Source organism: Muriicola jejuensis (genome assembly GCF_010671595.1).
Taxonomy (GTDB): domain Bacteria; phylum Bacteroidota; class Bacteroidia; order Flavobacteriales; family Flavobacteriaceae; genus Muriicola; species Muriicola jejuensis.
This window is the reverse complement of the sequence record NZ_JAABOP010000001.1, coordinates 771500-795992: the sequence shown is the minus strand read 5'-3', so window position 1 is coordinate 795992 and position 24493 is coordinate 771500. Positions and strand designations below refer to the sequence as shown.

Genomic DNA, 24493 nt, shown 5'->3' with positions numbered 1-24493 from the left:
TGAAAATGGAGCCGGTGTTGCGAACTAAGCGATTAGTAGCAGCCAATGAAAGGCTTTCCAAGTTGGGAGGCTTTTTTCTTTTTAAGGCGTGGTGATCCCCGTCAATGGTGACCTCAGACCGCGATGATTTCCTCCTCTTTCTTCCATATTGAAATTTTTCTTTCGGCCGTATTTGTTGTAATTTTAGGGACTAATTAAATGCCTCTGCACCATGCCGCTATATCACACTTTAGGGAAGATTCCACACAAGAGACATACTACTTTTAAGAAGCCCGATGGCAGTCTTTATTACGAGCAATTGTTCGGCACCATAGGTTTTGACGGGATGTCCTCCCTCATGTACCACATCCACAGGCCGACACAGGTGAAGGAGATCGAGAAGACGATAGACATTAGCCCTAAGGCAGCGGTTCAATACCATGTGAAGTCGAGATTGCTTAAAGGCCTGGAACTGCCTTCGGAGGACGACTATCTCACAAGCCGGAAAGTGATCCTTTTCAACGGGGATGCGCATATTGGGCTGGCGGCCCCCAGGAAGTCCATGACAGACTATTTTTACAAGAATGCAGACGCGGATGAGTTGCTGTTTGTCCACCAGGGTTCTGGTACTCTGAAAACCCTGCTCGGGGAGATCCCTTTCGGATACGGGGATTACATCCTGATACCCAGGGGGATGATCTACCAGATCCAATTCGATACTCCGGAAAACCGACTTTTAATCACGGAATCTTATCACCCCATCTATACTCCAAAACGCTATCGGAACTGGTTCGGACAGCACCTCGAACATTCCCCCTTTTGCGAGCGGGATTTCAGGCTCCCTCAAAACCTGGAGACCCATGATGAAAAAGGGGACTTCCTGATCAAGGTCAAGAAGCAGGGTCACCTCCACCACCTGATCTACGCCACCCATCCTTTTGACGTGGTGGGATGGGACGGGTACAATTACCCCTATGCGTTCTCCATACACGATTTTGAGCCCATTACCGGGCGTGTGCACCAGCCGCCACCTGTGCATCAGACCTTTGAGACCAGTGCTTTTGTGGTTTGCTCCTTCTGTCCGAGGCTCTACGATTATCATCCGGAGGCCATACCGGCCCCCTACAACCATTCCAATATAGATTCGGACGAGGTCCTCTATTACGTGGATGGGGATTTTATGAGCCGAAAGGGGATAGACAAAGGGTATATCTCCCTCCATCCCGCGGGTATCCCCCACGGACCTCATCCGGGGACCTATGAGGCGAGTATTGGGAAAAAAGGAACTGAGGAACTGGCAGTGATGATCGATACTTTCAGACCCCTGCAGCTTACACAGACCGCCCTGAACCTGGATGACGGAAAGTATTACCGTTCCTGGTTAGAGTAGGCTTTTTTCATGCATGATATAATGGATGATGCCGGCCGCGAGTTTGGCGGTCTGCTGGTCCCTGTCGTATTTCGGGTTGGTCTCAGCCACGTCCAAACCCATTACTTTTCCCGAAGTGAGGATCTCCTTCAGGCATAGCAGCACGATCTCCGGAGTAAATCCCATTGGGGATGCCGCGCTAACCCCCGGGGAGAAGGCCGAGGAAAACCCATCCATATCTACGGTCACATAGACACGGTCCAAGGTATCCAGGAAGCCTCTGAGACTTTTTTTCACGCCCTCCAATCGATTCAAAGTAAAATCCTTTAGTTCCAGATATTCTACACCCAATTCGCGGGCCCTTCTGAATAACTCAGGCGGATTGGCCTCTCTGCGGATCCCCAGGCAGAGATATTGAAATGGCTGGTCGATCTTCCTGCAATCCTCCGCGATCTGGTAAAAAGGGCTGCCGGAATGATTGCCATTTTCATGGGTTCTCAGGTCGAAGTGCGCATCGAAGTTGATAATGCCCAGGCTTTGAGAGGGGGGCAGGGTCGACCTTAGTCCGCGGTAATGGGCCAGGGATATGTCGTGCCCTCCTCCCAGGAGTACAGGAAATCCTCCCTGGTGGATGATTTTCGCCACGAGTTCTGACAGCATCTTCTGGGTCTCCTCCACATCACCCCCAATACAGCAGACATTTCCCAGATCGATCACCTCGTCCTTCGGAGAAAGGTGACTGGCCATTTTGCCAAGTTCCTTCCTAATAGCATCCGGCCCTTCTGCAGCCCCAACCCGGCCTCCATTGCGCCTGACCCCTTCATCGCATGCATAGCCTAACAGGGCGAAGGAACGGGCATCTGATTGGAATGTTTCTTCTCCCAAGGCCTCGGCCAATTGTACCTTCTCATGCAGGTATTCCTGCTGGCCGGAATTGCGGCCCGACCACAATGAGGGGTCCGGGGGAGTATATTTTCCATTCATGGTGAGCTGTTTCTTTAAGGATATTGCTTTTTATAAACCTTGTCGATGAGGTCGTCATCTACCAGGAAAGGCAGGGTGACCTTCATTTCCGGGGTTCGCTCCATTTCCCTTTTTATGGCGAAAAGGGCCTCCGGATTTCTGGCCCAGCTCCTGCGGGCAATGCCATTGTTTACGTCGTAGAAAAGCATTTTACGGATCCTGCCAGCCGCAGCCTCGCTTCCGTCGAGGACCATGCCGAAGCCACCGTTGATCACCTCTCCCCAGCCAACCCCGCCACCATTGTGTATGGATACCCAGGTGGCACCCCGGAAACTGTCGCCTATAACATTGTGAATGGCCATATCTGCCGTGTACTTACTGCCATCGTAAATATTGCTGGTCTCCCTGAAGGGGGAATCCGTTCCACTCACATCGTGGTGGTCCCTGCCGAGGACGACTGGGGCATTGAGTCGGCACTTTCTAATGGCCTCATTGAAGGCCAGGGCAATAGCTGTCCTGCCTTCAGCATCTGCATAGAGGATCCTCGCCTGGGATCCCACGACGAGGTTGTTCCTCTCGGCCTGCTCAATCCAGTGGATATTGTCCTGCATTTGCTGCCGGATCTCTTCAGGGGCGTGTTCCCTGATGCTTCTCATGACCTCAATGGCGATCTGGTCCGTTTTCCGAAGGTCTTCTGGATCGCACGAGGTGCAAACCCAGCGGAACGGGCCAAAGCCGTAGTCGAAACACAGGGGCCCCAGGATGTCCTGTACATAGGAAGGGTATCTGAAATCGGCGGTATTTCCTGCCATCACATCTGCCCCTGCTTTGCTGGCTTCCAGGAGGAAAGCATTGCCGTAATCGAAGAAATAGGTCCCTTTCTCTGCATGCGCATTGATGAGGGCCACCTGTTTTCTCAGGGATTCCTGAACCCTGACTTTGAATTGCCCTGGATCTTTCACCATGAGGGTGTTGGCTTCCTCAAAACCCATTCCGGCAGGGTAATAACCCCCTGCCCAGGGATTGTGGAGGGAGGTCTGATCGGATCCCAGGCTCACAAAGATGTCTTCTTCCAGGAATTGCTCCCAAACATCCACTACATTGCCCACGTAGGCCAGGGACACCACTTCTTTTCCTTTCATGGCTTTTCGTGTGCGAAGGACGAGTTGGGAAAGGGAGTCGTGAAGCTCGTCTACCCAACCCTGTTCGTGGCGTTTCCGGGCAGCAGCCGGGTTCACCTCTGCACATACGGTGACACACCCGGCAATATTTCCCGCTTTGGGTTGGGCCCCGCTCATTCCCCCTAGACCGGAGGTCAGGAACAATTTGCCCTCCGGACCTTCACCGGAACTGAGTACCCTCCTGAATGCGTTCATCACGGTAATGGTGGTCCCGTGTACGATGCCCTGAGGGCCGATGTACATATACGAACCAGCCGTCATTTGCCCGTACTGGGTCACCCCAAGGGCATTGAACCGTTCCCAGTCGTCCGGTTTGGAGTAGTTCGGTATCATCATCCCGTTGGTGATCACCACCCTGGGGGCGTCTTTTGAGGAAGGAAAGAGGCCAAGCGGATGGCCAGAGTACATATGCAATGTCTGTGTTTCGGTCATGGTGGCCAGATACTGCATGGTAAGGAGGTATTGCGCCCAGTTCTGGAAGACCGCCCCGTTTCCACCGTAGGTTATGAGCTCGTCCGGATGTTGTGCGACAGAAGGGTCCAGGTTGTTCTGTATCATCAGCATGATAGCAGCCGTCTGGGGCGTCCTGGCGGGGTAGTCCCCTATGGGTCGGGCGTACATGGGATAGCTCGGTTTGAACCTGTACATATAGATTCGCCCGTAGGTATTCAGTTCCTCGGCAAAATCAGCAGCGAGTTCCCCGTGCCAGTCTTTGGGGAAATAGCGGAGGGCATTGCGGAGGGCCAGGCGTTTTTCCTCATCCGTCAGGATCTGTTTCCGGGCCGGCGCATGGCTAACCTGGCTCCTTCCGGTGGTTTTTGGGGGGAGACGGGAAGGAATGCCTTCGAGCAGTTGTTCTTTGAACGATTTTTCTGTAGTAGTGCTCATGCTTTTGGTTTAGGATAAATGACTTTTCCCCTTTTGATGGTGTACATGGGCTGAAGGCTGCCCTGGTGGTAAAGGATCTCCCTGTGGTCGGATGTCGGGAAGAGGACCAGGTCTGCGAGCTTTCCTTTTGCAAGGACCCCACGGTCATGCAGGTTAAGGGCTGCGGCCGCCCTGAAGGTGATCCCCGCAAAGACCTCCGCCGTATTCAGTTTCTGCATAGCTCCAAGGATGGCTGCCTGGGTAAGGAGTTGCCCCATGGGAGCAGATCCCGGATTGTGGTCGCTGGCAATGGCCAGGCTGGCTCCGGCATCTAGGAGGTCACGGGCGGGTGCAAATCCACAACCCAGGCCCAGACTTGCCCCCGGTAGGGCAACGGCCACCACATTGCTACTTCCAAGGGCTGCGATCTCTTTTGAAGTGCTGGCCTCCAGGTGATCTGCACTGATTGCCTGGTAATCTATGGCAACCTGGCTGCCTCCCGTAGTGAACTGATCTGCATGGACCGTGATATCGAAACACAGGGCCCTGGCCTTTTTAAAATAAGGGATGATATCCGAAGGGGAAAAGGCTCCTTCTTCAATAAAGGCATCCACCCGTTTGGAGAGTCCTTCTGCCTTGATCTTTGGCAGTAGTTCTTCCCCCAGCACCTCCAAATATTCCTTCCTCGACCCTTTGAAATCCCGCGGAAGCATATGGGCTGCCAGGCAGGTGCTGACAAGATCGACAGAAAGGGATGCCCTGGCATTCCTGATCGCCCTGAGCATCTTGAGTTCCTCCTCTACCTGCAGGCCGTACCCACTTTTCACTTCCATGGTAGTAACGCCCTGAGCCAGGTGTTTCTCAGCCCTGGCAACGATCCCGAGGGTTAGTTCTTCCTCTGAGGCCTGTCTCGTCTTTGTCACCGTATCCCAGATCCCTCCCCCGGCTTTGGAGATCTCCAGGTAGGTGCTACCGGCGTTCCTCAGGGCGTAATCTCCGGCCCTGGAACCGCTGAAGCAAATATGGGTATGGCAGTCGATAAAGCCCGGAAGGGCAACCACTGGTATGTCGATGATCGTTATTTCCGCCCCAACCTCCCTGGCCTTGGATATGAGCCTTGAATGGTCATCGATCTCAAGGATAGTACCGTCTTTTACCAGTATTCCCTGATGGTGTAACACCTTTAGGGATTCTTCCCGTAGCCCACCCTTCAGAGAGAGGGCATCCATAGGGAGAAGTTCTGTAAACGGACCGATATAGGCGTAAGTATTCATGAATTAATACACTTCAAATTCTTTCCAGAAGGGGGTCTTGAGGGAATAGCCTTTTTTATTGCTGATGGCCCTTACCGCCTCAATGACCGACTTTTCCCTGATCATCCGGATCCCCTCTTCAATGTCGTCTGCGAAGACGCGGTCGCTGGATGCAAAGGAGACCTTTTTGCGTACCTCCTTATGGACCATTTCGAGGATGGCTCCCGATCTCAATGGTTTTCTGAACTCGAAAGCCTGGGCGGCTGTCAGGAGTTCGATGGCCAGGATCTTCTGTACGTTTTCTATGACCTGCAAGGCCTTCCTCCCTGCAATCGATCCCATACTTACATGGTCTTCCTGTCCGAGGGAGGTGGGAATACTGTCAGCACTGGCAGGGAAACACAAGATCTTGTTCTCACTGGCCAGGGCTGCGGAGGTGTATTGCAGGATCATATAGCCCGAATTGATCCCCGTCTCCTTCATCAGGAGTTTCGGGATGCCCGGACTATTGCCTTCCAAAGCGAGGTAGATCCTCCTGTCCGAAATATTGCCGAGTTCGGATGCTGCCAGGCAGGCATAATCTAGGGCCATAGCCAGGGGCTGGCCGTGGAAATTCCCCCCGCTGATCGTCAGGGATTCATCGATAATGACAGGGTTGTCCGTCACGGAATTCAGTTCAACCTCCAGAAGCTCTTTAAGGTGGAGCCAGGCATTGCGGGAAGCCCCGTGAACTTGCGGGATGCACCTGAGGGAATACGGGTCCTGAACCCGCTCACAATCGATGTGGTCTTCCATGATCTCCGATCCCTCCAGAAGGGACTTGATACGCCGGGCGACGTGCTGAGTTCCTTTAAAGGGCCTTAGGTCGTGGAGTTGGTTGTAAAACGGTTTAAGCGATCCCTGTAGCCCTTCTATCATCATGGCCCCAATGATGTCTGCATGCGTCAGGCAATTGTGGAAACCGTCCAGGACCTTGATGGCGTGCGCAGCGATGAACTGGGTGCCATTGATCAGGGCCAGGCCCTCTTTGGGGCCCAATTCTATGGGTGCTAACCCTGTTTTTTGCAGGAGCTGTTCCCCCGAGATCACCTCACCCCTGAAATGTACCTTCCCCAGGCCGAGCAGGGGTAAGAAGAGGTGTGATAAGGGGGCAAGATCTCCGGATGCCCCCACAGATCCCTTTGAGGGAACTATGGGGATGGCGTCATTCTCCACGTGCCAGAGGAGCCTTTTGAGAGTATTTTCAGAGATGCCGGAAAATCCCTTTGCAAGGGAGTGGATCTTGAGTACGAGCATGAGTTTTGCAATCTCAGGATCTACGGGATCTCCTACGCCTACGCTGTGACTTTGAAGGATATTTTTCTGGAGGATCCGCGTCTCTTCCCGTGAAATACTGGTGGTGCAAAGAGGTCCAAACCCCGTGTTGATCCCGTAGACAGGCTCCCCTGTATCTACGATACGCTGGACCACCCGGTGGCTCTCCCTGATCCTTTCCCAGGTGGCTTTTTTGATCTCCCCTCGAATTTCCAGCCTTCCGAGGGAAAGTGCCTTACCCGCAGTCAGGTGATCTTCCCCGAAATAAAAAATAGTATCTTTTTCCACCAACTCCTATGATTTGAATACCCTAAATGTATTCATTAAGTTTGAGATGCGCCAGAAATGGCAGAAGGCTTACACTCATGGACCATCACCTATTTTAATCCCACAGAAATTTATGATCATCGATCTTATCAAAAGTCGCCGCGCAGTATTCCCGGCCCAGTACAATGACAAACCTATAGACAGAAAGGACATCGAAAAAATACTCGAAGCTGCCCGTTGGGCTCCTACCCACCGAAAGACAGAACCCTGGCGTTTTAAGGTGCTGACAGGGGCCTCCAGGGAAAGTCTGGGATATTTCCTGTCTGCAAAGTACCGGGAAACAGAGCCCCGGCCCAAGGAGATCAAAGCCAAAAAGATCCTTGAAAAAACACAACAGTCAGCTGTTATCATAGCGATCTGTATGCAACGCGACCCGGAAGAAAGCGTTCCTGAATGGGAAGAGATCGCAGCGACGGCCATGGCCGTGCAGAACATGTGGCTTTGCTGTACTTCCATGAGGATAGGGGCCTACTGGAGTTCCCCTTCCCTTATCCGATTTATGGACGAATTCTTTCCATTGGCGGAAGGCGAAAAATGCCTGGGATTCTTTTATATGGGGTATTACGACGAAGAACCGGAACCCGGTGTCAGGTCCCCTGTGGAGGAAAAAACGGTCTGGCTAAATTAGAGGTGGCCCGGTTCAATAGAAGAAGGGGAAGAGTTCTGCCCTGTATTCCCAGGCCTTGGCAATAAAAAGACCCAGGAAGATCACCGTGACCACGAATTTGAGGAAGGTACCTGTCAGGAATCCGATAAAGGAACCGAAGGCAGCTTTGAGGGCCGATTTCTGGTCTGCCTTGTTCACTAATTCCCCCAAAAAAGCCCCGAGGAAGGGCCAGAAAACAATGCCAAAAATGCCGAGCACGGGAAAGATGATGGCCACCACCAGTCCGAGGGTGGTGCCTATCATTCCGGACCTGGTGCCGCCAAACCTCCGTGTTCCCATGGCCGGAATGATGTAATCCATGGCAAAGACCACAAGGGCTATCACCAGGGTGATTCCCAGGAACCACCAGTCGAAAGGCACGGCACTGGTGAGGTAGAGCAAGAGGAGCCCCACCCAGCTTACAGGCGTACCCGGTAAGACAGGCAGAATACTCCCCAGGATGCCTGTGAGCATCAGGATAAAACCGAGAACGAGCAAGACGATGTCCATGGAACTGTATTTCCGATAAGACTAAGGTAAGGCAGATTTGTTACACGGGATGGGAATTCGGTTTGACTAAAAAAAAGCGTAATTTTCAGCTCTGAATGCGTTCTTCTATGAGGGTTTTCGCTTTGTGCTGCTGTTTTTTCCTCCTGCTTTCATGTGACTGGCTGGCCAACCCCGAGTCTAAGACGCAGAAACTGGTGGAGGATGAATTGAGGGGGATCGACTGGAATGATGTGGATCAGTATCCCCTTTTTGAGGGGTGTGATGAGACCGCGTCAAAATATGAGCAGCGATCGTGTTTTGAGTTGACCCTCATGCAGAACCTCGGAATGAGTTTGCAGGAGTTCAGGTTTACCTCCAAGACAGACCTGCAGAGTACTGTACATATCGACTTCCTAGTGGAGACCACAGGGGAGATACAGGTGGTGGAGATGCAGAATGACAGTGCCCTTCAGGACCAGATACCGGAATTCCGGGAGATCCTAATAAGGAGCCTCAGGAATATGCCAAAACCCGAACCGGCGCTGAAACGCGGCATGCCGGTAAGGAGCCGCTTCAGATTACCCCTGGAGATAACCACAAAACAGAACGGGTGAAAAAAGAGAAGATCATCATGGGAATCGACCCCGGGACCACCATCATGGGGTTCGGGATCATCAAGGTCGTGGGCTCACAAATGTCATTCATCCAGATGAATGAACTCATACTCAAGAAGTACAACGACCCTTTTACCAAACTCAAGATGATCTATGACAGGACCATCTCCCTGATCGAAACCTATCATCCCGATGAGATCGCCATCGAAGCCCCTTTTTATGGCAAGAACGTCCAGTCCATGCTGAAACTGGGGAGGGCACAGGGAGTGGCCATGGCCGCAGGTCTTAGCAGGCAGATTCCCATCACCGAATACTTTCCCAAGAAGATAAAAATGGCCATTACGGGTAACGGAAATGCGAGTAAGGAACAAGTGGCCAGGATGCTGCAACAGGTACTCAAACTGGAGTCACTCCCTAAAAACCTGGACAGTACGGATGGGCTGGCCGCAGCCGTATGCCATTTTTACAACCAGGGAAAGGTCACACAGGGCAAATCCTATACAGGATGGGCCGCTTTCGTAAAACAGAACGGGGACCGAATCGATCGCTGATGGCCGGTGTATACATCCATATCCCCTTTTGCAAACAGGCCTGCCATTACTGCGACTTCCACTTTTCCACCAGCCTGAAGAAAAAGGAAGAGATGCTACTTGCTCTCGAAAAGGAATTGCTCATGCGAAAGGAAGAGTTGACAGGGCAGGTGGTAGACACCATTTACTTCGGAGGGGGTACGCCCTCCGTCCTGGACACTCAGGAGACCGACCGGCTGATCCAAACCGTATTGGATCACTATGTGGTGGGGGAGGACCCGGAGATCACCCTGGAGGCTAATCCGGACGACCTGTCTTCGGAAAAACTTGGACATTTTGCCGTATCCAAAGTGAACAGGCTAAGCATCGGGGTTCAATCCTTCTTTGATGAAGACCTCAGATTCATGAACCGTGCCCACAATGCAGAACAGGCCAGGGCAACCCTGGCAATGGCCAGGGAACAATTCGACAATATTTCCATCGACCTGATCTATGGTATTCCCATCGCGGAGGACGAACGCTGGAAACAGAATATTGAGATCGCTCTGAGTTACCAGGTGCCTCATATCTCAAGTTACGCCCTTACAGTGGAACCGGGAACTGCCCTGAAAAAATTCATTGACAAAGGCATCGTCCCTGAAGTGGATGATGAAAAGGCCGAGGCCCAGTTCCGTCACCTGGTCACCACGCTGGAATCGGCCGGGTTCCTGCATTACGAATTGTCCAATTTCGGGAAACCCGGGTATTTCTCCCGGAACAATACGGCTTACTGGCAGGGCAAGACCTACCTGGGGATTGGGCCTTCTGCCCATTCTTTCAACGGGCAGCAGCGGTCCTGGAATATTTCGAACAACACTCTTTATATCAAAGGGATCCAGCAGGGTCGACTCCCTGCTGAAACCGAAATTTTGACTCAAAGAGACCTGTACAACGAATACGTCATGACCGGACTGCGGACGATGTGGGGGGTTTCCCTCCAACGTATAGAACAGGAGTTTGGAAGTCATTTCCGGGAGTACCTCCTCAGGCAGGCTGAAAGGCATCTCGAAGACCAGTACCTGTATCTGGACGGGGATACGCTTCGGGTATCCCTCAAAGGTAAGTTCCTCAGTGACGGACTTGCGGCCGACCTATTTATGCTACCTTTAGAAAAGAAAACATAAACTCATATTATACTCCACTGAGCAATGATCATTTCATTTCAGATCGGCAAACGGAGGTTGGAGGCAGACCTGGATAAGCCCCTGGATATCTCCATCCCCCTCCATGCAGGACCTAACAACGTGAACGCATGGTATGTGGGACCTCCGCAGATCGAACCCCACCGGGAAGGGGACTTTACAGGAAGTGTACAAATGGGTGCCAGCACCAATTTCAATGATATCACCTTTAATCCTCATGCCCATGGGACCCATACGGAATGTCTGGGGCACATCACCCCGGAAATGGAGTCGGTCAACCAAACGCTGAAACGATTCTTTTTTCACGCCTTACTCATCACCCTTACCCCCGAGAGAGTGGGGGAGGACGCTGTGGTCTCCGGGGATCTGCTGCAGAAAGCCCTGGGCAGGTACCGGCCTGAGGCCCTTGTGGTAAGGACACTCCCCAATACTCGCGCAAAACTTTCCCGCCAGTACTCCCATTCAAATCCGCCCTATTTCTCTGAAGAGGCCATGACCTTTCTGGTGGCAAGAGGCGTTGAGCATTTGCTGGTGGACCTCCCCTCCGTGGATAGGGAAAAGGACGGAGGAAAACTACTCGCCCACAGGGCATTTTGGGGAATGGATGGAAGAAGGCGAACAGGAGCAACCATCACCGAATTCATCTTTGCCGGCAACGATATAGAAGATGGGGAATATTTGCTGGAACTGCAATTTGCACCCTTTGAGAACGACGCCAGTCCCAGCAGACCGGTACTTTATAAAATCCACTGAAAGCCCTGAATGTCTTTGCCTTTCCTTACCTTTATTGACAATACGAACGCATTATGGATGGCTTTATAGAAGCAGTGTTGGGCCTGATCCTGGGGGCAATCATCATGTACTGGGTCTACTCCTTTTTCAGGAAGAAACAGAACCGTGAAACCACGGAACGGCAATCGACCGTCCTTTTGGAGCGCATCAAAAGCGTGTGCAAACTGATCTCCGTGGAAGGCGACTTCGCCGAGATCTACAAATACGAGAACCGGAGGGAACGCTTCCTCAGCCTGGTCAGCAGTACCAAAAAAGCCCTTATTGTGATCAACGCCAAGGCCCATATCGGGTATGACCTGCAACAGATAGAACTTCGGGCCGACCCTTCGAACAAGAAGATCATCCTGGCCAATTTTCCCGAGCCACAGGTGTTGTCCATCGAGCCCAAACTAGAATTCTACGATATACAGAACGGACTTTTCAATGCCTTCAAGCCGAATGATCTCACGGCCCTGAACCAGGAGGCCATACAACACATCCGGGAGAAGATCCCCAAAAGCGGACTCATGGATACGGCCAGGAGGGAGGCCCTGGAGGCAGTGTTGCTGATGAGCAAGCTGGTGGAGACCATTGGATGGAAACTGGATTACTCGGCCCTGGAACTAAAGGAAAGTGAACGCCAAACCCTGGAAATAGGAACGGACTAAAAAACCTTGAATATGAAAAAAGTACTTCTGCTCTTCGCAGCGTTGACGGTAGTGATCTCCTGCAAAGAATCGACCAACTCAGCAGCGGACTTCGATCCTGCCTTCGTGCACTCCGTATACATTTGGCTCAAGAACCCGGACAGTGCCGATGACCGTGAGGCCTTTGAGGCTTCCATGGAGAAATTTATGAGCGGGACCCTCTATGCCAAGACCAAATTCCTGGGCACCCCACCCAGGGCCACGCGTGAGATCGTGGATGACACCTATACCTATAACCTGATCGTCACCTTTGCCTCCGCTGAGGACCAGGATAGCTACCAGACTGAAAAGTCCCACCTAGATTTCATAAAAGAATCCAACCACCTCTGGGACAAGATCGTCATTTACGATGCACTGGGCCTGCCCTCAGATTAATATTCGGTAAGATATGGATGTGGAAGAATTCAGGCAGTTCTGTCTGGCCAAAAAGGGGGTCACCGAGGAGTTCCCCTTTGATGAGGTCACCCTGGTCTTCAAGGTCATGGGCAAGATGTTTGCCTTGGTCCCATTGGAAAGGGTGCCTTCCCAGGTGAACCTGAAATGCGAACCCGAAAGGGCCCAGGAGTTGCGCGAAGAATATGACGGGGTTGTGATGCCGGCCTACCACATGAGCAAGACCCATTGGAATACCCTCTATCTCGAACAGCTGCCCCCGAAGCTTATCAGGGAACTGACAGATCTGAGCTATGACCTGGTGATTGCGAACTTCACCAAAAAACTCAGGACCGAATACGACGCCTTATAGGGTTACAGGCTTTTCACCTGCAGATCGTGAAAGGCATCGGCCTGCAGTCTGAGAAGCTCTTCGGCCTTTTGTTTCTTGTGGGCATATACCCTTTCCTCTTCTTTGATCTCACCGTAGATCCGTTCGTTCAGGGCCGCATCTGTAGCCATGATGTGCTGCCTTTGAGAAACCTTCTGGGTCACCCAGGCTTCCACGGTACTTTCCTCTTCCTCCAGTTTAAAATCATATGGCCCTTTGGGGGCGAGTAACTTCACGATGATAGGTGCGGTCTCAATGGAGAGGAAAAGCAGGAAGATAAAGAAGGATGGGAACCAGGGTAGTTCACCCAGGGCATTGATCCGGGCCATCAGGCCGTCGAAGCCGTCTATGATGGGCTGGGAGGTGACCACGGCATTCTCGTAATCGGCCGCGAGTTTCTGGATCTGGAATTCGATGGCAGCGATCCGCTTTGCGTTGTCGGCTTTCAGTTGCCTGAGTTCCAGCAGGGCTGCGTCATGCTTTTCGCGTTTTTCTTTGTACACCGGGCCTTTCCCTAACAGCATGGTCCCGGCCGTACCTTCTGCCTCTGAGATATAGGTATCGTATAGTGCATTGGTCTCTGCTTCCTTGGCGGCCACTTCCTCCTTGAGACGGACGATGTCCTGTTCCAGCTCCTGGACGGCAGGGGTGTATTGTTCCGCGATCTGGTTCTTGTTGGCCAGGGTGAATTCGTTCTTTTGTTCCAGCAGTACCCGATCGATCTCTTTCTCGAAGATCTTCATCTCCAGGGGTTTTGAGATGACCACGGCAATGATGACAGCCAGAAGGATCCTGGGTGTGGCCTGTAGGAATTCGCTCTTAAAACTGTTTCGCTTCTTGATGGTGGAAACGATAAAACGGTCGAGGTTAAAGATCAGCAATCCCCAAATAAGCCCGAATCCCAGGGCTGTGTATACATTGTCAAAAACCGTGTAAAGCGCATAGGCTGCTGCAAGAAAGGCCATGACCGCAGTAAAGAATACGGTAGCGCCTATTCCGGCGTATTTGTTGCGTTCGCCGGGGGAACAAGTGTCTAGAATAGAGGCGTCGGCCCCTGAACAGAGGATAAAAAAGCGTTGTATCATAACAGTGTTCTCAATTGATTGATAGACTATTAGAACGCGACCCCGGTAAAATTGTTACATAAAAAGGAAAGGAATTATGTTAAAGGTTCCTTATTTTGACATTTCAGTAAAATACTGATAGAAATAAGGAATGGTCTCTATGCCCTTCAGGTAATTTTCCACCCCGAAGTGTTCATTCGGGGAATGGATGGCATCGCTGTCGAGACCAAATCCCATCAGGATGGTCTTGCTTTTAAGTTCCTGTTCAAAAAGGGCCACAATGGGAATGCTTCCCCCAGAGCGTTGGGGGATGGGTATTTTACCGAAAGTCTTTTCGTACGCTTTTTCGGCGGCTTTGTATCCCGCGAAGTCGATAGGGGTGACATAGCCCTGCCCTCCGTGGTGGGGTGTGACCTTGACGGTCACCCCTTTGGGGGCGATGCTTCTGAAGTGGGAGGAAAAGAGTTCGGTGATCTCATGCCAGTCCTGGTGGGGCACCAGCCTCATGGAGATCTTGGCGTGAGCCTTGCTGGGGATCACGGTCTTGGCACCTTCCCCTGTATAACCACCCCAGATCCCATTTACATCCAGGGTTGGCCTGACGGAATTCCGTTCGTTGGTAGTGTATCCCTTTTCCCCGTAAACGGATTCTATCCCGATCTCATCCTGGTAGGCTTTCAGGTCGAAAGGGGCTTTGGCCATGGCTTCTCTTTCCTCTTTGGAAAGCTCCTGCACCTTGTCATAAAAGCCCGGAATGGTAATGCGGTTATTCCCATCGTGAAGGGAGGCTATCATTTTTGCCAAAATGTTGATGGGGTTAGCCACGGCTCCTCCGTAAAGACCCGAGTGCAGGTCCCGGTTAGGCCCGGTTACTTCGACCTCCACATAACTAAGGCCCCGCAGGCCCGTGGTGATGGAGGGAACGTCCCTGGCGATCATTCCCGTATCGGAAATCAGGATGATGTCGTTGGCCAGTTTTTCCTTGTGTTCCTTGACAAAGGTTACCAGGCTGTTGCTGCCCACTTCCTCTTCCCCTTCGATCATGAATTTGACATTACACGGAAGTTTGTTGTTCTTCACCATGTATTCCAGGGCTTTTACGTGCATGTACATCTGTCCCTTGTCATCACAGGCTCCCCTGGCGTAGATGGCACCTCCGGGGTGCAATGGGGTCTTTTTGATAACCGGCTCGAAGGGAGGGGAGGTCCAAAGGTTAAGCGGGTCCGGGGGTTGTACGTCATAATGGCCGTAAACGAGCACGGTGGGGAGGGACGGATCTATGGTCCTTTCTCCGTATACGATGGGGTAGCCTTCGGTTTCACAGATCTCGGTTTGGGTACATCCGGCTTCTTTCAGGGCGCTCTCCACGGTCTCAGCCATATGGAGCACGTCATGGCTGAAGGCTGAGTCGGCACTGATGGATGGGATCTTCAGAAGATCCATGAGTTCATTGAGGAAACGGTCTTTGTTTTGTTCGATATACGCTTTGGGTCCTTGCATGTGTCAATCATTGAATGGGCCTAAAATTACGAAAACCCGTGCTATTAAATTTGACGTGATGTCATTTTAAAGTTGAAAAATTGGATTATATTTGCAGCCCCGTTCAAAGCGGTAAATGCAGGCGTGGTGGTCCCGATATCCCGATAAATATCGGGAGGGAGGTAGCCAGCTAGACTTAATAAGCCTAGTGCCTTTTTTTATAGATGCAGGCGTGGTGGAATTGGTAGACACGCTAGACTTAGGATCTAGTGCCGCAAGGTGTGGGAGTTCGAGTCTCCCCGCCTGTACAGAAAAGAAACCTCCGATCCCCGGGGGTTTTTTTGTACGCGGAACGCCCGTATAGGCGTGGAGAGAGAAGTGTACCATGAAGGCGCAGTCCTTCATGGAGTCTCGCCGCCTGTACTGAAGCACTTCCAGTATTCAGGGTTTGCAAACAAATAATTCCTCACTAATCACAGCAACAATACTTCTCACTATTTACCTTCTCAAAACACTCCTTCCCTTCTTTAAAGGCGAAATACGAAAGTCCGAGAGTACCTAGGCTGTCTATGAATCCGATCCCAAAGAGCTCGTATATGCCACTGCTGAGGAGCAGGATCACGGACATATATACGCAGACCATGGTGCAATTGGCATCTGCCAGGATAGGAGCCGAATCGAGCCGGTGTCCGACCTTCCTTTTCCAGGCCACAAGGAGCCACATGACCAGAATGGAGATCACAGAGATCACCACGCCCCAGTAAGTCGTGATAGGTTTGTGGCCCGTCCAGATATTGTACAGGGAGGTGATCACAAGGCCTGCCACTAACAGATAAAAGGCCACTCCGGTAATCCTCAGGGCAGTCCGTTCAAACCCGTCCCTGCCGCTGTTGGGATTATTCCTGATCCGCACCACCATATGAGCGATCCCTAAACCGGAGATCACTTCTATAAAACTGTCCGTCCCAAAACCAAAGAGGGCCAGGCTTTCATCTTCAAACCCAAGATAGGTGGAGATAACGCCCTCGGCAATATTGTAGAGTATGGTAAAGACCGCCAGGCCAAAGGCCGTTTGGTACAACTTTCTGATCTCCGTGGCAGTGAGTGATTCCATGACTATTCCTTTCCCAGCTACTAAGATAGAATACTCCCGGATAAAAGATATGCGCAAAGGAGGTAGTTAAATTGAATCCATTCACCCATTAAATCAAAGCTTTTTCAGGAAGTCAATACTTTCCTTCAGGGCAATTTCAGGAGCTTGAACAGTGTCCTGTTCCACAAAAAAGTGTTTGACCCCCGCTTTTTGGGCTTCTTGTACGATAGAACGGATGTCGAGCACACCGTTACCCACCGTGGTCATATAAGGGAAAAGCTCAATCCACTGATCAGAGGTTCCCCCATCTCCTGAGAACGTAACGGATTCCTTCATATCCTTTAGATGCATGGCCAGGTAACGGCCCGGATAGGACCGGAGGTACTGAATGGGGTCGGCCCCGCCCGCACTAGTCCAGTAAATGTCCATTTCGAAAAAGACAAGGCCGTGATCTGTTCGTTCGAGGATGAGATCAAAGGGGATCACCCCTTCCACTTCCTGCAGGCCATACCCGTGGTTGTGGTAGATAAATTTAAACCCTTCTTTTTTGGCTTTCTCTCCGATGATATTGAACTCCTCGGCCATCCTCCGGTAATCGTCCAGGGAATTCCTTTTTTCCTCGGGAATGGCTGAAATTCCCATACAGTCGAGTCCCAGTGTTCGCGCCGCTTCCCCTACTTCCGTCATTCGGGTTTGCAGGGTCTCCAGGTCGATGTGAGAGGAGGTGGCCCTCAGGCCGTACTGTTTCAGGAGGGTTGCAAATTCCAGGATCGGTCGTCCAAAAAAACCGCTTCCTGAAAAACCCAGTGCGGGGGTTACACGTTCCCATCGGGCCCTGGCCGACTCGGAACTGAACGGAAAGGGTCCATAGAGTTCCACCTCCCTGTACCCCATTCGGGATAGCATCTCCAGGCTTCCTTCCAGGTCTTTCTCCAGTGATTTAGGCAGGGAAAACAACTGGATCCCTATGCTGTTCAGTTCTCTACCCGGAGCACAGGCCCCTGCGCCCAGGGCGAGTACAGCCCCGGCAGTCAGCGTAGTGTTTAGGATAAAATCTCTCCGGATCATATGATGGTGTTTCATCAGGCACCCACGAACCAGGCCCCCGAGTTATACTTTGACGGCTTTTAAGGTCAGATCGGGTTCATGGACCGTCAGGGAAAGGACCTCATTTTCCCTGACCTCAAAATGCACTTCTACAGAGGGGACCCCATTATAGGTAAAGACATTGGGGGATTTCTGGAAAAGGGCCCCGCCCGACTTTCCTAGCTTGCCCAGGGAAAGGTTGCCCCTCATGTTGTACTTCACGGAGAAACCTTCCTTTTCCCCTTCTCCGTACCGGTAGTCACCGGTGTATCTATCTTTTTCTTCCTGCGTCATGGGGATATCTTTCTCCTTCCGGTCTGCGGTCCCGAGTTCTTCCAGGTAAGCGATAAGCTGATTTGAAGATTCCACCTGCTCGTCGGAAAGGGGGATCCCATAGTCCGTTCGGAGACCTGCCTTCACATGACTCAGCAGGCTGATGCCGTGTGGGCCGGCAATGGATTCGATCCCGGGGGAGGATGCGATCATCGATTTCACGACCTCAAACCGACCGAACATTGCGAAGGTGAAAATATCCGGCCTGGCACCATGTTCGATAAGGAAATTAGCGATATCTCTGCGACCGACGTGGGAGGCAGCTCCAAGTGCCGTTTCCCAGTCGCCAAAGGCCCAGTCCCAGGTAGCCCTAGCCAGTTCGGGCCTGTGGGCGACCAGCTCCTTGACCCTGTCAAAATTAAAATGGGATGCACCCACAACCTCGGCAACTATGTCGTCATCTATGGAAGGATACCGGTGAAAGAGAGGCCCTTCTTTCTTAAAGCCTTCCCCGGGTCCCGCATTCCCTTTGGCGAATAAAAGACCTGAAAATGGCACCGCTAAAAGCCCGAAGACACCGCTCCTTACCAGGGTACGTCTCGAATAAGTTGTCATTTTTTTCATGATGAGATAAGATTTAGCTGCCTGTTACTTTGAGGAGGTTACCCGGCAAGAGTGAGATTGGGGTCCTGTCCCTAAGGTAAGAAATCATTTGCTGATCCCCCTGATTATCAGCCGACAAAATCCTCACGTGGTGAATAGGAAAGGTAAAAAGCGGGATTTTGGCGGGGTCTGAGTCGATCAAACTAAAATATTCAGATCCAGGACCGATCCGCACCTTTCTTGAAAAATCTCCTGTTTCTTTTCCCAAAGCTTGTAATCCTAATTACTCTACATTTAGAGAAGTCTAACACGGTGGAAGTACCGGTTGGAAATAGAAACAATCCATTAAAAAAAACGGAATTATGAACCCACTGAACGCTTTTGTAATTCGATATATACGACCTATAGAAATGCTCGGGGTGCTGATGCGAATCTTTAGTTTTTCCCTGGTGAGCTGGCTGGGGGAAGACAGCCCTTTTCTCTTTGTGTGGATCTTCAATACCTGTGATGCGGTATTGCTCTCCTGGACTTCTGTTCTGAAGAAAGACAATGCCTACACCTTGCTCAATGTATTTTGGATCGGAGTCGGTCTGATAGGGATCCTTCGCGCTTCAGGATGGATCTGATCTGTGATCACACCCGAGAATGATCTCTGGAGCCGGGGTGTTTTTGAACTCCAACTGAGCACGCATAGGCCGTAATCATCCCAGCAGGTGATCCACAGCATCTTCTATCGCCTTATCGAAATGATCCGAAGTGTCAAAGTATGCGATATGATTCTCTTCACAGGCCTGCTTAATATTTTTGCTATGTGCTATCATATTGTTGATGTGGTCTGCTATGTAATCGTCCGATTTATCGGTTAACCAGTCGTTCGTGCCCGTACTGAATTTTTTTATCTGTTCGATTTTTTTCCAAATGGAAACATCGGTATATCCCAGAAAACAGATCCGGATATTGTCCGGGTGTTTTTTTATTAATTCAGCCATATAACCGGGAAGTAGGGCTTCACCTTCGATTACGCAATCCGTTTCGACGTATATCATACTTTCGAGCATTGCCTGTAAAAATGGCCAGGATCTTTCGGCGATCTCATCGGGGAATAAGGTATCCCGTATTCCCACTTCCGGCATTCCATTCGTAAATCCCATCACCAGCCAATCGAGTGACAAATAAGTAATCCTTCGTTCTTCGAGGATTTTTCCGGCCATTAGGGTTTTGCCTGACCGGGATGCCCCGCTAATGATATACAACATTTTATATTCGAATTACTCTGTTCAATCACCGGACCGATCCTTTGGTCAAACGGTATTCTTAGAACTGCCGCGCTGTATTTTCAACTCTCTAAGAGTCTAAGATAAGAAACAGATCTCTAGGGGGCATTTATTTAAGCCGCTTAGAAAGCATAATTTGTCACAAAGCTAATCTGGTCAAAATTACTGCTGTTGAAGATGATTTCCGGGCCGGAATTGTTCCGGTTCTCCTTGTGAATGTAGAGCAGGTCGAAATTCAGGCCTTCCAGGTAGCCTTTAAGCTCGTAGTGTAGCCTTAAATTCAATTGATAGTATTCATCCAGGTTGTATTTGTTGAACTGGAAATCACCCACTTTAGCCCCGAATACTTCCGTAAAATCGAGCCCTACATAAAATCCTTCCCGTTTGAACCTGTGCGTGCCCGAAAGGGTGAGGACATCCACATCGCCAAGGCCCTCCAGACGGGACCGCGGAATAGAGGTAAAGAAATGGTCGCGCCCCAGTTCTTTGGGAAAGAGGAACCTTCCTGTGTCGAAGGCCCTGGTGTAAGCCAGGCTGAAATTCCAGGGCTCGGCTCCATAGGCCAGTTTTCCGCTGAGCACTTGGCCTTTCTCCTGGGGTTGTACGTATCGCCCGATGTAGGGAAGCCCGTCCTGGAATCTGTCTGGGAATTGGATGGCGTATTGTATTCCCAGGGTCCAGTCATTGTAATGCAGGTCCACCTCCAGCATGCTCGTATAACTGATGTGGTGGAGGTACCAGTGATTGGCTTTAAGATCTAAAGAGCTGATGTGATTTTCATACTGAAGCAGGGCGATGCCTTTGGATTCTGTCTTATCCCTGTAATCTGCCGTTTCCCCGTTCGGCTGGAAACCGTTGTTCACCAACCCGATGGCCTCGTTAAAGTCGTACCACTCCACCGTGCTCCTGGGGGAGACCCTGTCCAGCCAGCTTAGGGTTAGGTTCTGTCCTCCTTTTTGGTATTGAAACCAGATCCCTTTAAAGGCAAACGGTTTCATCCGTCCATCGCTCTCATTAAGCAGGGGGGTATCCTCTATGGCCAGTTTGCCATAAGTGAGATAGCCATGTTCGAAATTGAATCGGAGGTACAATTCCTCGAGTCGGTCCAGGTCGTTGAAATTGTCGAAATTAGTAATGTCGTAGAGCTCGTGCTCCCATTTGGAGATCTGGCCGGTCGTTTCATCGGCCTCATTGAGGTCTGTGGAGAACCCTTTGTAGGTGAAGATCCCCTTCACTCCCAGTTCAAACCCCTTGAATTCCCGGGTCTTGTAAGCCAGGGCCCCTCCGATTGCGTTCGTGTAGTAATCCTTGAGAGAGCCTTCATTCAGTGTAGTCATAAAAAAGTTGCGAATATGGCCTTCCACCTCCCCCCTGGTAAAAAGCTCCTTCAGGCTGTTCGGATCTCCAGGTTCGGGATGTTCCTGGGCCAGGACATGAATATACAGGAGGAAGAAAGGGATAAGGAAGATTCTTTTCATGGGTATTCGGGTTCCTGATCAGACTACTTGCGGAGTATTAAAATCTGCATGCAAAACTAGCGCTCCGGGCCTTCTTTGCCAGTAACCTGAGTTACGCTTCACCGGTGCGTTGAATAATCCTGGGATCCTACATATTTCTGATGAAGGAAGGAGAGGATCTATTGATTTAAAGACTCTGTTGCCGGACACCTTCATTTTTATAGAAATATTCCTTTTACAAAACAATTCTTCTTTTGTATCTTTGACGCCCTGTTTGCAGGTGTGGTGGAATTGGTAGACACGCTAGTATCAGGAACTAGTGCCGCGAGGCTTGGGAGTTCGAGTCTCCCCACCTGTACAGAAGAAATGAGAACCCTTCAGCAATGGAGGGTTTTTTTATTTCATGAATCAGCTCTGGCAGGATGCCGGTAGAAGTCTGAACTAACACACCCACCCGCGCACGGGTATCCGAGAAAATCCCATGGCAGTTTCAAAAATTTGTCAACTTTTTTCTGTTGATAAGTATTTAGTATGCTGATAATCAGATATTTTACGCATTGAATCGGTTCACTTTATGATTTTTATCATAAAACGGTTCCATATTTCTTGCCTACTTTTAGTCTCGTAGAATTCCTAACCGTAGATCCCATTTTTATGCAAACTACTTCCAACCCTGCTCTTTCCAAAACCTATACACAGGAAGAAGCTTTCGAAGCCTCCTTGTCCTATTTTGACGGGGATGACCTCGCAGCCCGCGTATGGGTGAACAAATACGCCCTGAAAGACTCCGAGGGGCTGTTATACGAGCGTACCCCGGACGACATGCATCGCAGGATCGCCCGGGAGATCGCCCGTATCGAGGCGAAATACCCCAACCCCATGTCCGAAGATGAGGTCTTTGGTCTCATTAAGAACTTCCGGTACATCGTACCCCAGGGTAGTCCGATGGCGGGCATCGGCAATCCGTTCCAGATCGCTTCCCTGTCCAATTGCTTTGTGATCGGTACTGAAGGGAATTCGGATTCGTACGGAGCAATCATGAAGGTAGACCAGGAACAGGTACAACTGATGAAAAGAAGGGGAGGAGTAGGGCACGACTTGTCTCACATTCGCCCCAAGGGATCGCCGGTCAAAAATTCTGCCCTTACTTCCACAGGCCTGGTTCCCTTTATGGAACGCTATTCCAATTCTACCCGGGAGGTTGCCCAGGATGGTCGCCGAGGCGCCCTAATGCTATCTGTATCCATCAACCATCCGGATGCAGAGGATTTCATCGATGCCAAAATGGAGCAGGGGAAGGTCACCGGGGCCAATGTCTCCGTGCGGATTGACGATGCGTTTATGAAAGCCGTGGAATCGGATGCAGCCTATACTCAGAAATTTCCGATCCACAGTGATACACCTAAATTTTCAAAAGAGATCAGCGCGTCTCAACTCTGGAATAAGATCGTGCATAACGCATGGAAATCGGCGGAGCCCGGGATCCTCTTCTGGGATACCATCATTCGGGAATCCGTGCCTGACTGTTATGCCGACCTCGGATACCGGACCGTCTCTACCAATCCCTGTGGGGAAATACCCCTCTGTCCCTATGATTCCTGCCGTTTGCTGGCTATCAACCTGCTTTCCTATGTGGAGGCCCCCTTTACGGAAAAGGCTGCATTCAATTTCCCGCTCTTCAAAGAGCACGTGGCCGCTGCCCAGAGTATCATGGACGATATCATCGACCTGGAGCTCGAAAAGGTGGATACGATCCTGAAAAAGATAGAAGATGACCCGGAAATGGAAGAGACCAAAAGGGTGGAACACAAACTCTGGAAGAACATACAGAAGAAAGCCAGGGAAGGCAGGCGCACCGGGATCGGTATCACCGCCGAAGGCGATATGCTGGCAGCCCTGGGCCTTCGCTATGGCAGCGAGAAAGCCAATGCGTTCTCCGTTGAGGTACACAAGACCATCGCCCTGGAAGCCTATCGGGCATCGGTACACACTGCCAGGGACCGGGGACCTTTCGAGCTTTTCGATGCCGAAAGAGAAAAAGAGAACCCCTTCATCCTTCGCCTGAAAGAAGCCGATGAACAGTTGTATTACGAAATGCTGGAGTACGGCAGGCGAAATATCGCCCTCCTAACCATTGCGCCCACAGGCACGACCAGCCTCATGACACAGACCACCTCAGGAATAGAGCCGGTCTTCCTTCCCGTATACAAGCGTAGGAGAAAGGTGAACCCGAACGATAAGGGTGTGAGGGTCGATTTTGTGGACGAGGTGGGGGATTCCTGGGAAGAATACCTGGTGTTCCACCATCAGTTCAAAGTCTGGATGACCGCTAATGGGTACGACGCACATAAGAATTATTCCCAGGAAGAGATCAATGCCATCGTCGAAAAATCGCCTTATTACAAGGCTACATCCAACGATGTGGACTGGCTGAGCAAGGTGAGATTGCAGGGAGCGGTACAGAAGTGGGTAGACCATTCTATCAGCGTAACCATCAACCTGCCTAACGATGTCTCTGAGCAACTGGTGGGGGAATTGTATCTGGAAGCCTGGAAAGCCGGATGTAAAGGGGTGACCGTGTACCGAGACGGATCCAGATCGGGTGTGCTGATCTCCAACGATGAAGAAAAAGAGGAAGAGGTCTCAAAACTCACTTCCTTTCCCGCCAAAAGGCCCCAGGTCCTGGAGGCCGATGTGGTCCGTTTTCAAAACAACAAGGAAAAATGGATCGCCTTCGTCGGACTCATAGACGGCAAACCCTATGAGATCTTTACCGGACTGGCCGATGACGAGGACGGGATCCTCATCCCGCGATGGGTGAACGAGGGCCTGATCATCAAGAACCGGGATGAGAATGGCATTTCACGCTATGATTTCCAGTACAAGAATGCGCGGGGATACAAGACCACCATCGAAGGGTTGTCCCATAAATTCGACCCCGAGTACTGGAACTACGCCAAGCTCATCTCCAGCACCCTCAGGCACGGGATGCCCATAGAGAAGATTGTGGACCTGATCGGCAGCCTCCACCTGGACAGTGAACAGATCAATACCTGGAAGAATGGAGTGGCAAGGGCGTTAAAGCGGTATGTGGCAGACGGGGTGGCCGCCAAGGGTCAGAAATGCAGCAATTGCAAATCAACGAACCTCATCTATCAGGAAGGATGTCTTACATGTACGGATTGCGGGTCTTCAAAATGCGGATGATGA

At 51.1% G+C, this 24493-nt stretch carries 23 protein-coding genes and 2 tRNA genes; 13 read left to right on the top strand and 12 right to left on the bottom strand.

Annotated features, from left to right (window positions below; translation table 11 throughout):
* Positions 1–211: 211 nt before the first annotated feature.
* The gene (locus GWK09_RS03585) at positions 212–1369 is read left to right on the top strand and encodes a homogentisate 1,2-dioxygenase (protein ID WP_163691632.1); all 1158 of its coding nucleotides are present in this window, start codon (positions 212–214) and stop codon (positions 1367–1369) included.
* Here the strand turns inward: GWK09_RS03585 and hutG are convergent.
* Genes hutG through hutH form a run of 4 tightly spaced genes read right to left on the bottom strand, consistent with a single transcriptional unit; the run spans position 1361 to position 7217 of the window.
* Positions 1361–2332: a formimidoylglutamase gene (hutG, locus tag GWK09_RS03580; protein ID WP_163691631.1), complete on the bottom strand. Its 972-nt coding sequence runs from the start codon at positions 2330–2332 to the stop codon at positions 1361–1363. The two genes, GWK09_RS03585 and hutG, sit on opposite strands and share 9 nt — an antisense overlap.
* Before the next feature lie 14 nt (positions 2333–2346).
* Positions 2347–4380 (bottom strand): urocanate hydratase, encoded by a 2034-nt coding sequence (locus GWK09_RS03575; protein WP_163691630.1) that lies wholly within the window; start codon positions 4378–4380, stop codon positions 2347–2349.
* On the bottom strand, positions 4377–5633 hold the full coding sequence (hutI, locus tag GWK09_RS03570; RefSeq protein WP_163691629.1) for an imidazolonepropionase: 1257 nt from the start codon (positions 5631–5633) through the stop codon (positions 4377–4379). The genes GWK09_RS03575 and hutI overlap by 4 nt, the downstream gene beginning before the upstream one ends.
* Before the next feature lie 3 nt (positions 5634–5636).
* On the bottom strand, positions 5637–7217 hold the full coding sequence (hutH, locus tag GWK09_RS03565; RefSeq protein WP_204260353.1) for a histidine ammonia-lyase: 1581 nt from the start codon (positions 7215–7217) through the stop codon (positions 5637–5639).
* Positions 7218–7326: 109 nt separating this feature from the next.
* Here hutH and GWK09_RS03560 point away from each other — a divergent pair, with 109 nt between their 5' ends.
* The gene (locus tag GWK09_RS03560; RefSeq protein WP_163691627.1) at positions 7327–7881 is read left to right on the top strand and encodes a nitroreductase family protein; all 555 of its coding nucleotides are present in this window, start codon (positions 7327–7329) and stop codon (positions 7879–7881) included.
* A gap of 12 nt (positions 7882–7893) precedes the next feature.
* Here GWK09_RS03560 and GWK09_RS03555 read toward each other — a convergent pair whose 3' ends face one another.
* Entirely contained in the window at positions 7894–8409 is a 516-nt protein-coding gene (locus tag GWK09_RS03555) for a DUF456 domain-containing protein (RefSeq protein ID WP_163691626.1), read from the bottom strand.
* A gap of 107 nt (positions 8410–8516) precedes the next feature.
* Here GWK09_RS03555 and GWK09_RS03550 point away from each other — a divergent pair, with 107 nt between their 5' ends.
* The 7 genes from GWK09_RS03550 to GWK09_RS03520 are packed head-to-tail and all read left to right on the top strand — an operon-like array spanning position 8517 to position 12936.
* Positions 8517–9002: a hypothetical protein gene (locus GWK09_RS03550; protein WP_163691625.1), complete on the top strand. Its 486-nt coding sequence runs from the start codon at positions 8517–8519 to the stop codon at positions 9000–9002.
* Positions 8999–9553 (top strand): crossover junction endodeoxyribonuclease RuvC, encoded by a 555-nt coding sequence (gene ruvC, locus GWK09_RS03545; RefSeq protein ID WP_163691624.1) that lies wholly within the window; start codon positions 8999–9001, stop codon positions 9551–9553. Before GWK09_RS03550 ends, ruvC begins: the two co-directional genes overlap by 4 nt.
* Positions 9553–10695, top strand: coding sequence for a radical SAM family heme chaperone HemW (gene hemW / locus GWK09_RS03540; protein ID WP_163691623.1), 1143 nt, complete (start codon positions 9553–9555; stop codon positions 10693–10695). Before ruvC ends, hemW begins: the two co-directional genes overlap by 1 nt.
* A 24-nt stretch (positions 10696–10719) precedes the next feature.
* Positions 10720–11466 (top strand): cyclase family protein, encoded by a 747-nt coding sequence (locus GWK09_RS03535; protein ID WP_163691622.1) that lies wholly within the window; start codon positions 10720–10722, stop codon positions 11464–11466.
* 53 nt (positions 11467–11519) lie between these two features.
* Positions 11520–12152, top strand: coding sequence for a DUF4230 domain-containing protein (locus GWK09_RS03530; protein WP_163691621.1), 633 nt, complete (start codon positions 11520–11522; stop codon positions 12150–12152).
* Between the two features lie 12 nt (positions 12153–12164).
* Positions 12165–12566: a Dabb family protein gene (locus tag GWK09_RS03525; protein ID WP_163691620.1), complete on the top strand. Its 402-nt coding sequence runs from the start codon at positions 12165–12167 to the stop codon at positions 12564–12566.
* Between the two features lie 13 nt (positions 12567–12579).
* Positions 12580–12936 (top strand): MmcQ/YjbR family DNA-binding protein, encoded by a 357-nt coding sequence (locus tag GWK09_RS03520; RefSeq protein ID WP_163691619.1) that lies wholly within the window; start codon positions 12580–12582, stop codon positions 12934–12936.
* Positions 12937–12938: 2 nt separating this feature from the next.
* Here GWK09_RS03520 and GWK09_RS03515 read toward each other — a convergent pair whose 3' ends face one another.
* A complete protein-coding gene (locus GWK09_RS03515) occupies positions 12939–14039 on the bottom strand; it encodes a DUF4407 domain-containing protein (RefSeq protein ID WP_163691618.1) in 1101 nt (366 codons plus the stop codon).
* Positions 14040–14129: 90 nt separating this feature from the next.
* Entirely contained in the window at positions 14130–15518 is a 1389-nt protein-coding gene (locus tag GWK09_RS03510; RefSeq protein ID WP_163691617.1) for a dipeptidase, read from the bottom strand.
* Between the two features lie 205 nt (positions 15519–15723).
* Between GWK09_RS03510 and GWK09_RS03505 the strand changes: the two genes are divergently transcribed.
* A tRNA-Leu gene (locus GWK09_RS03505) sits at positions 15724–15805 on the top strand.
* A 161-nt stretch (positions 15806–15966) separates the two neighbouring features.
* On the opposite strand, the gene GWK09_RS03500 is transcribed toward GWK09_RS03505, so the two are convergent.
* From GWK09_RS03500 to GWK09_RS14925, 3 genes are all read right to left on the bottom strand, one after another.
* Positions 15967–16611, bottom strand: coding sequence for a cation transporter (locus GWK09_RS03500; RefSeq protein ID WP_163691616.1), 645 nt, complete (start codon positions 16609–16611; stop codon positions 15967–15969).
* A 93-nt stretch (positions 16612–16704) separates the two neighbouring features.
* Complete coding sequence (locus GWK09_RS03495; RefSeq protein WP_163691615.1) at positions 16705–17658, bottom strand: sugar phosphate isomerase/epimerase family protein; 954 nt, start codon at positions 17656–17658, stop codon at positions 16705–16707.
* Positions 17659–17700: 42 nt separating this feature from the next.
* Positions 17701–18573 carry an ankyrin repeat domain-containing protein gene (locus tag GWK09_RS14925; RefSeq protein ID WP_204260352.1) on the bottom strand — a complete coding sequence of 291 codons (873 nt, stop codon included), beginning with the start codon at positions 18571–18573 and terminating at the stop codon, positions 17701–17703.
* A 341-nt stretch (positions 18574–18914) separates the two neighbouring features.
* Here GWK09_RS14925 and GWK09_RS03485 point away from each other — a divergent pair, with 341 nt between their 5' ends.
* Entirely contained in the window at positions 18915–19178 is a 264-nt protein-coding gene (locus tag GWK09_RS03485) for a hypothetical protein (protein WP_204260351.1), read from the top strand.
* Positions 19179–19253: 75 nt separating this feature from the next.
* Here GWK09_RS03485 and GWK09_RS03480 read toward each other — a convergent pair whose 3' ends face one another.
* Entirely contained in the window at positions 19254–19763 is a 510-nt protein-coding gene (locus tag GWK09_RS03480) for a hypothetical protein (protein ID WP_163691614.1), read from the bottom strand.
* A gap of 185 nt (positions 19764–19948) precedes the next feature.
* Complete coding sequence (locus GWK09_RS03475; RefSeq protein WP_163691613.1) at positions 19949–21304, bottom strand: hypothetical protein; 1356 nt, start codon at positions 21302–21304, stop codon at positions 19949–19951.
* A 255-nt stretch (positions 21305–21559) separates the two neighbouring features.
* Here GWK09_RS03475 and GWK09_RS03470 point away from each other — a divergent pair.
* Positions 21560–21641 (top strand) — tRNA-Leu (locus GWK09_RS03470).
* Between the two features lie 296 nt (positions 21642–21937).
* A complete protein-coding gene (locus GWK09_RS03465; RefSeq protein WP_163692492.1) occupies positions 21938–24490 on the top strand; it encodes an adenosylcobalamin-dependent ribonucleoside-diphosphate reductase in 2553 nt (850 codons plus the stop codon).
* Positions 24491–24493: the final 3 nt, after the last annotated feature.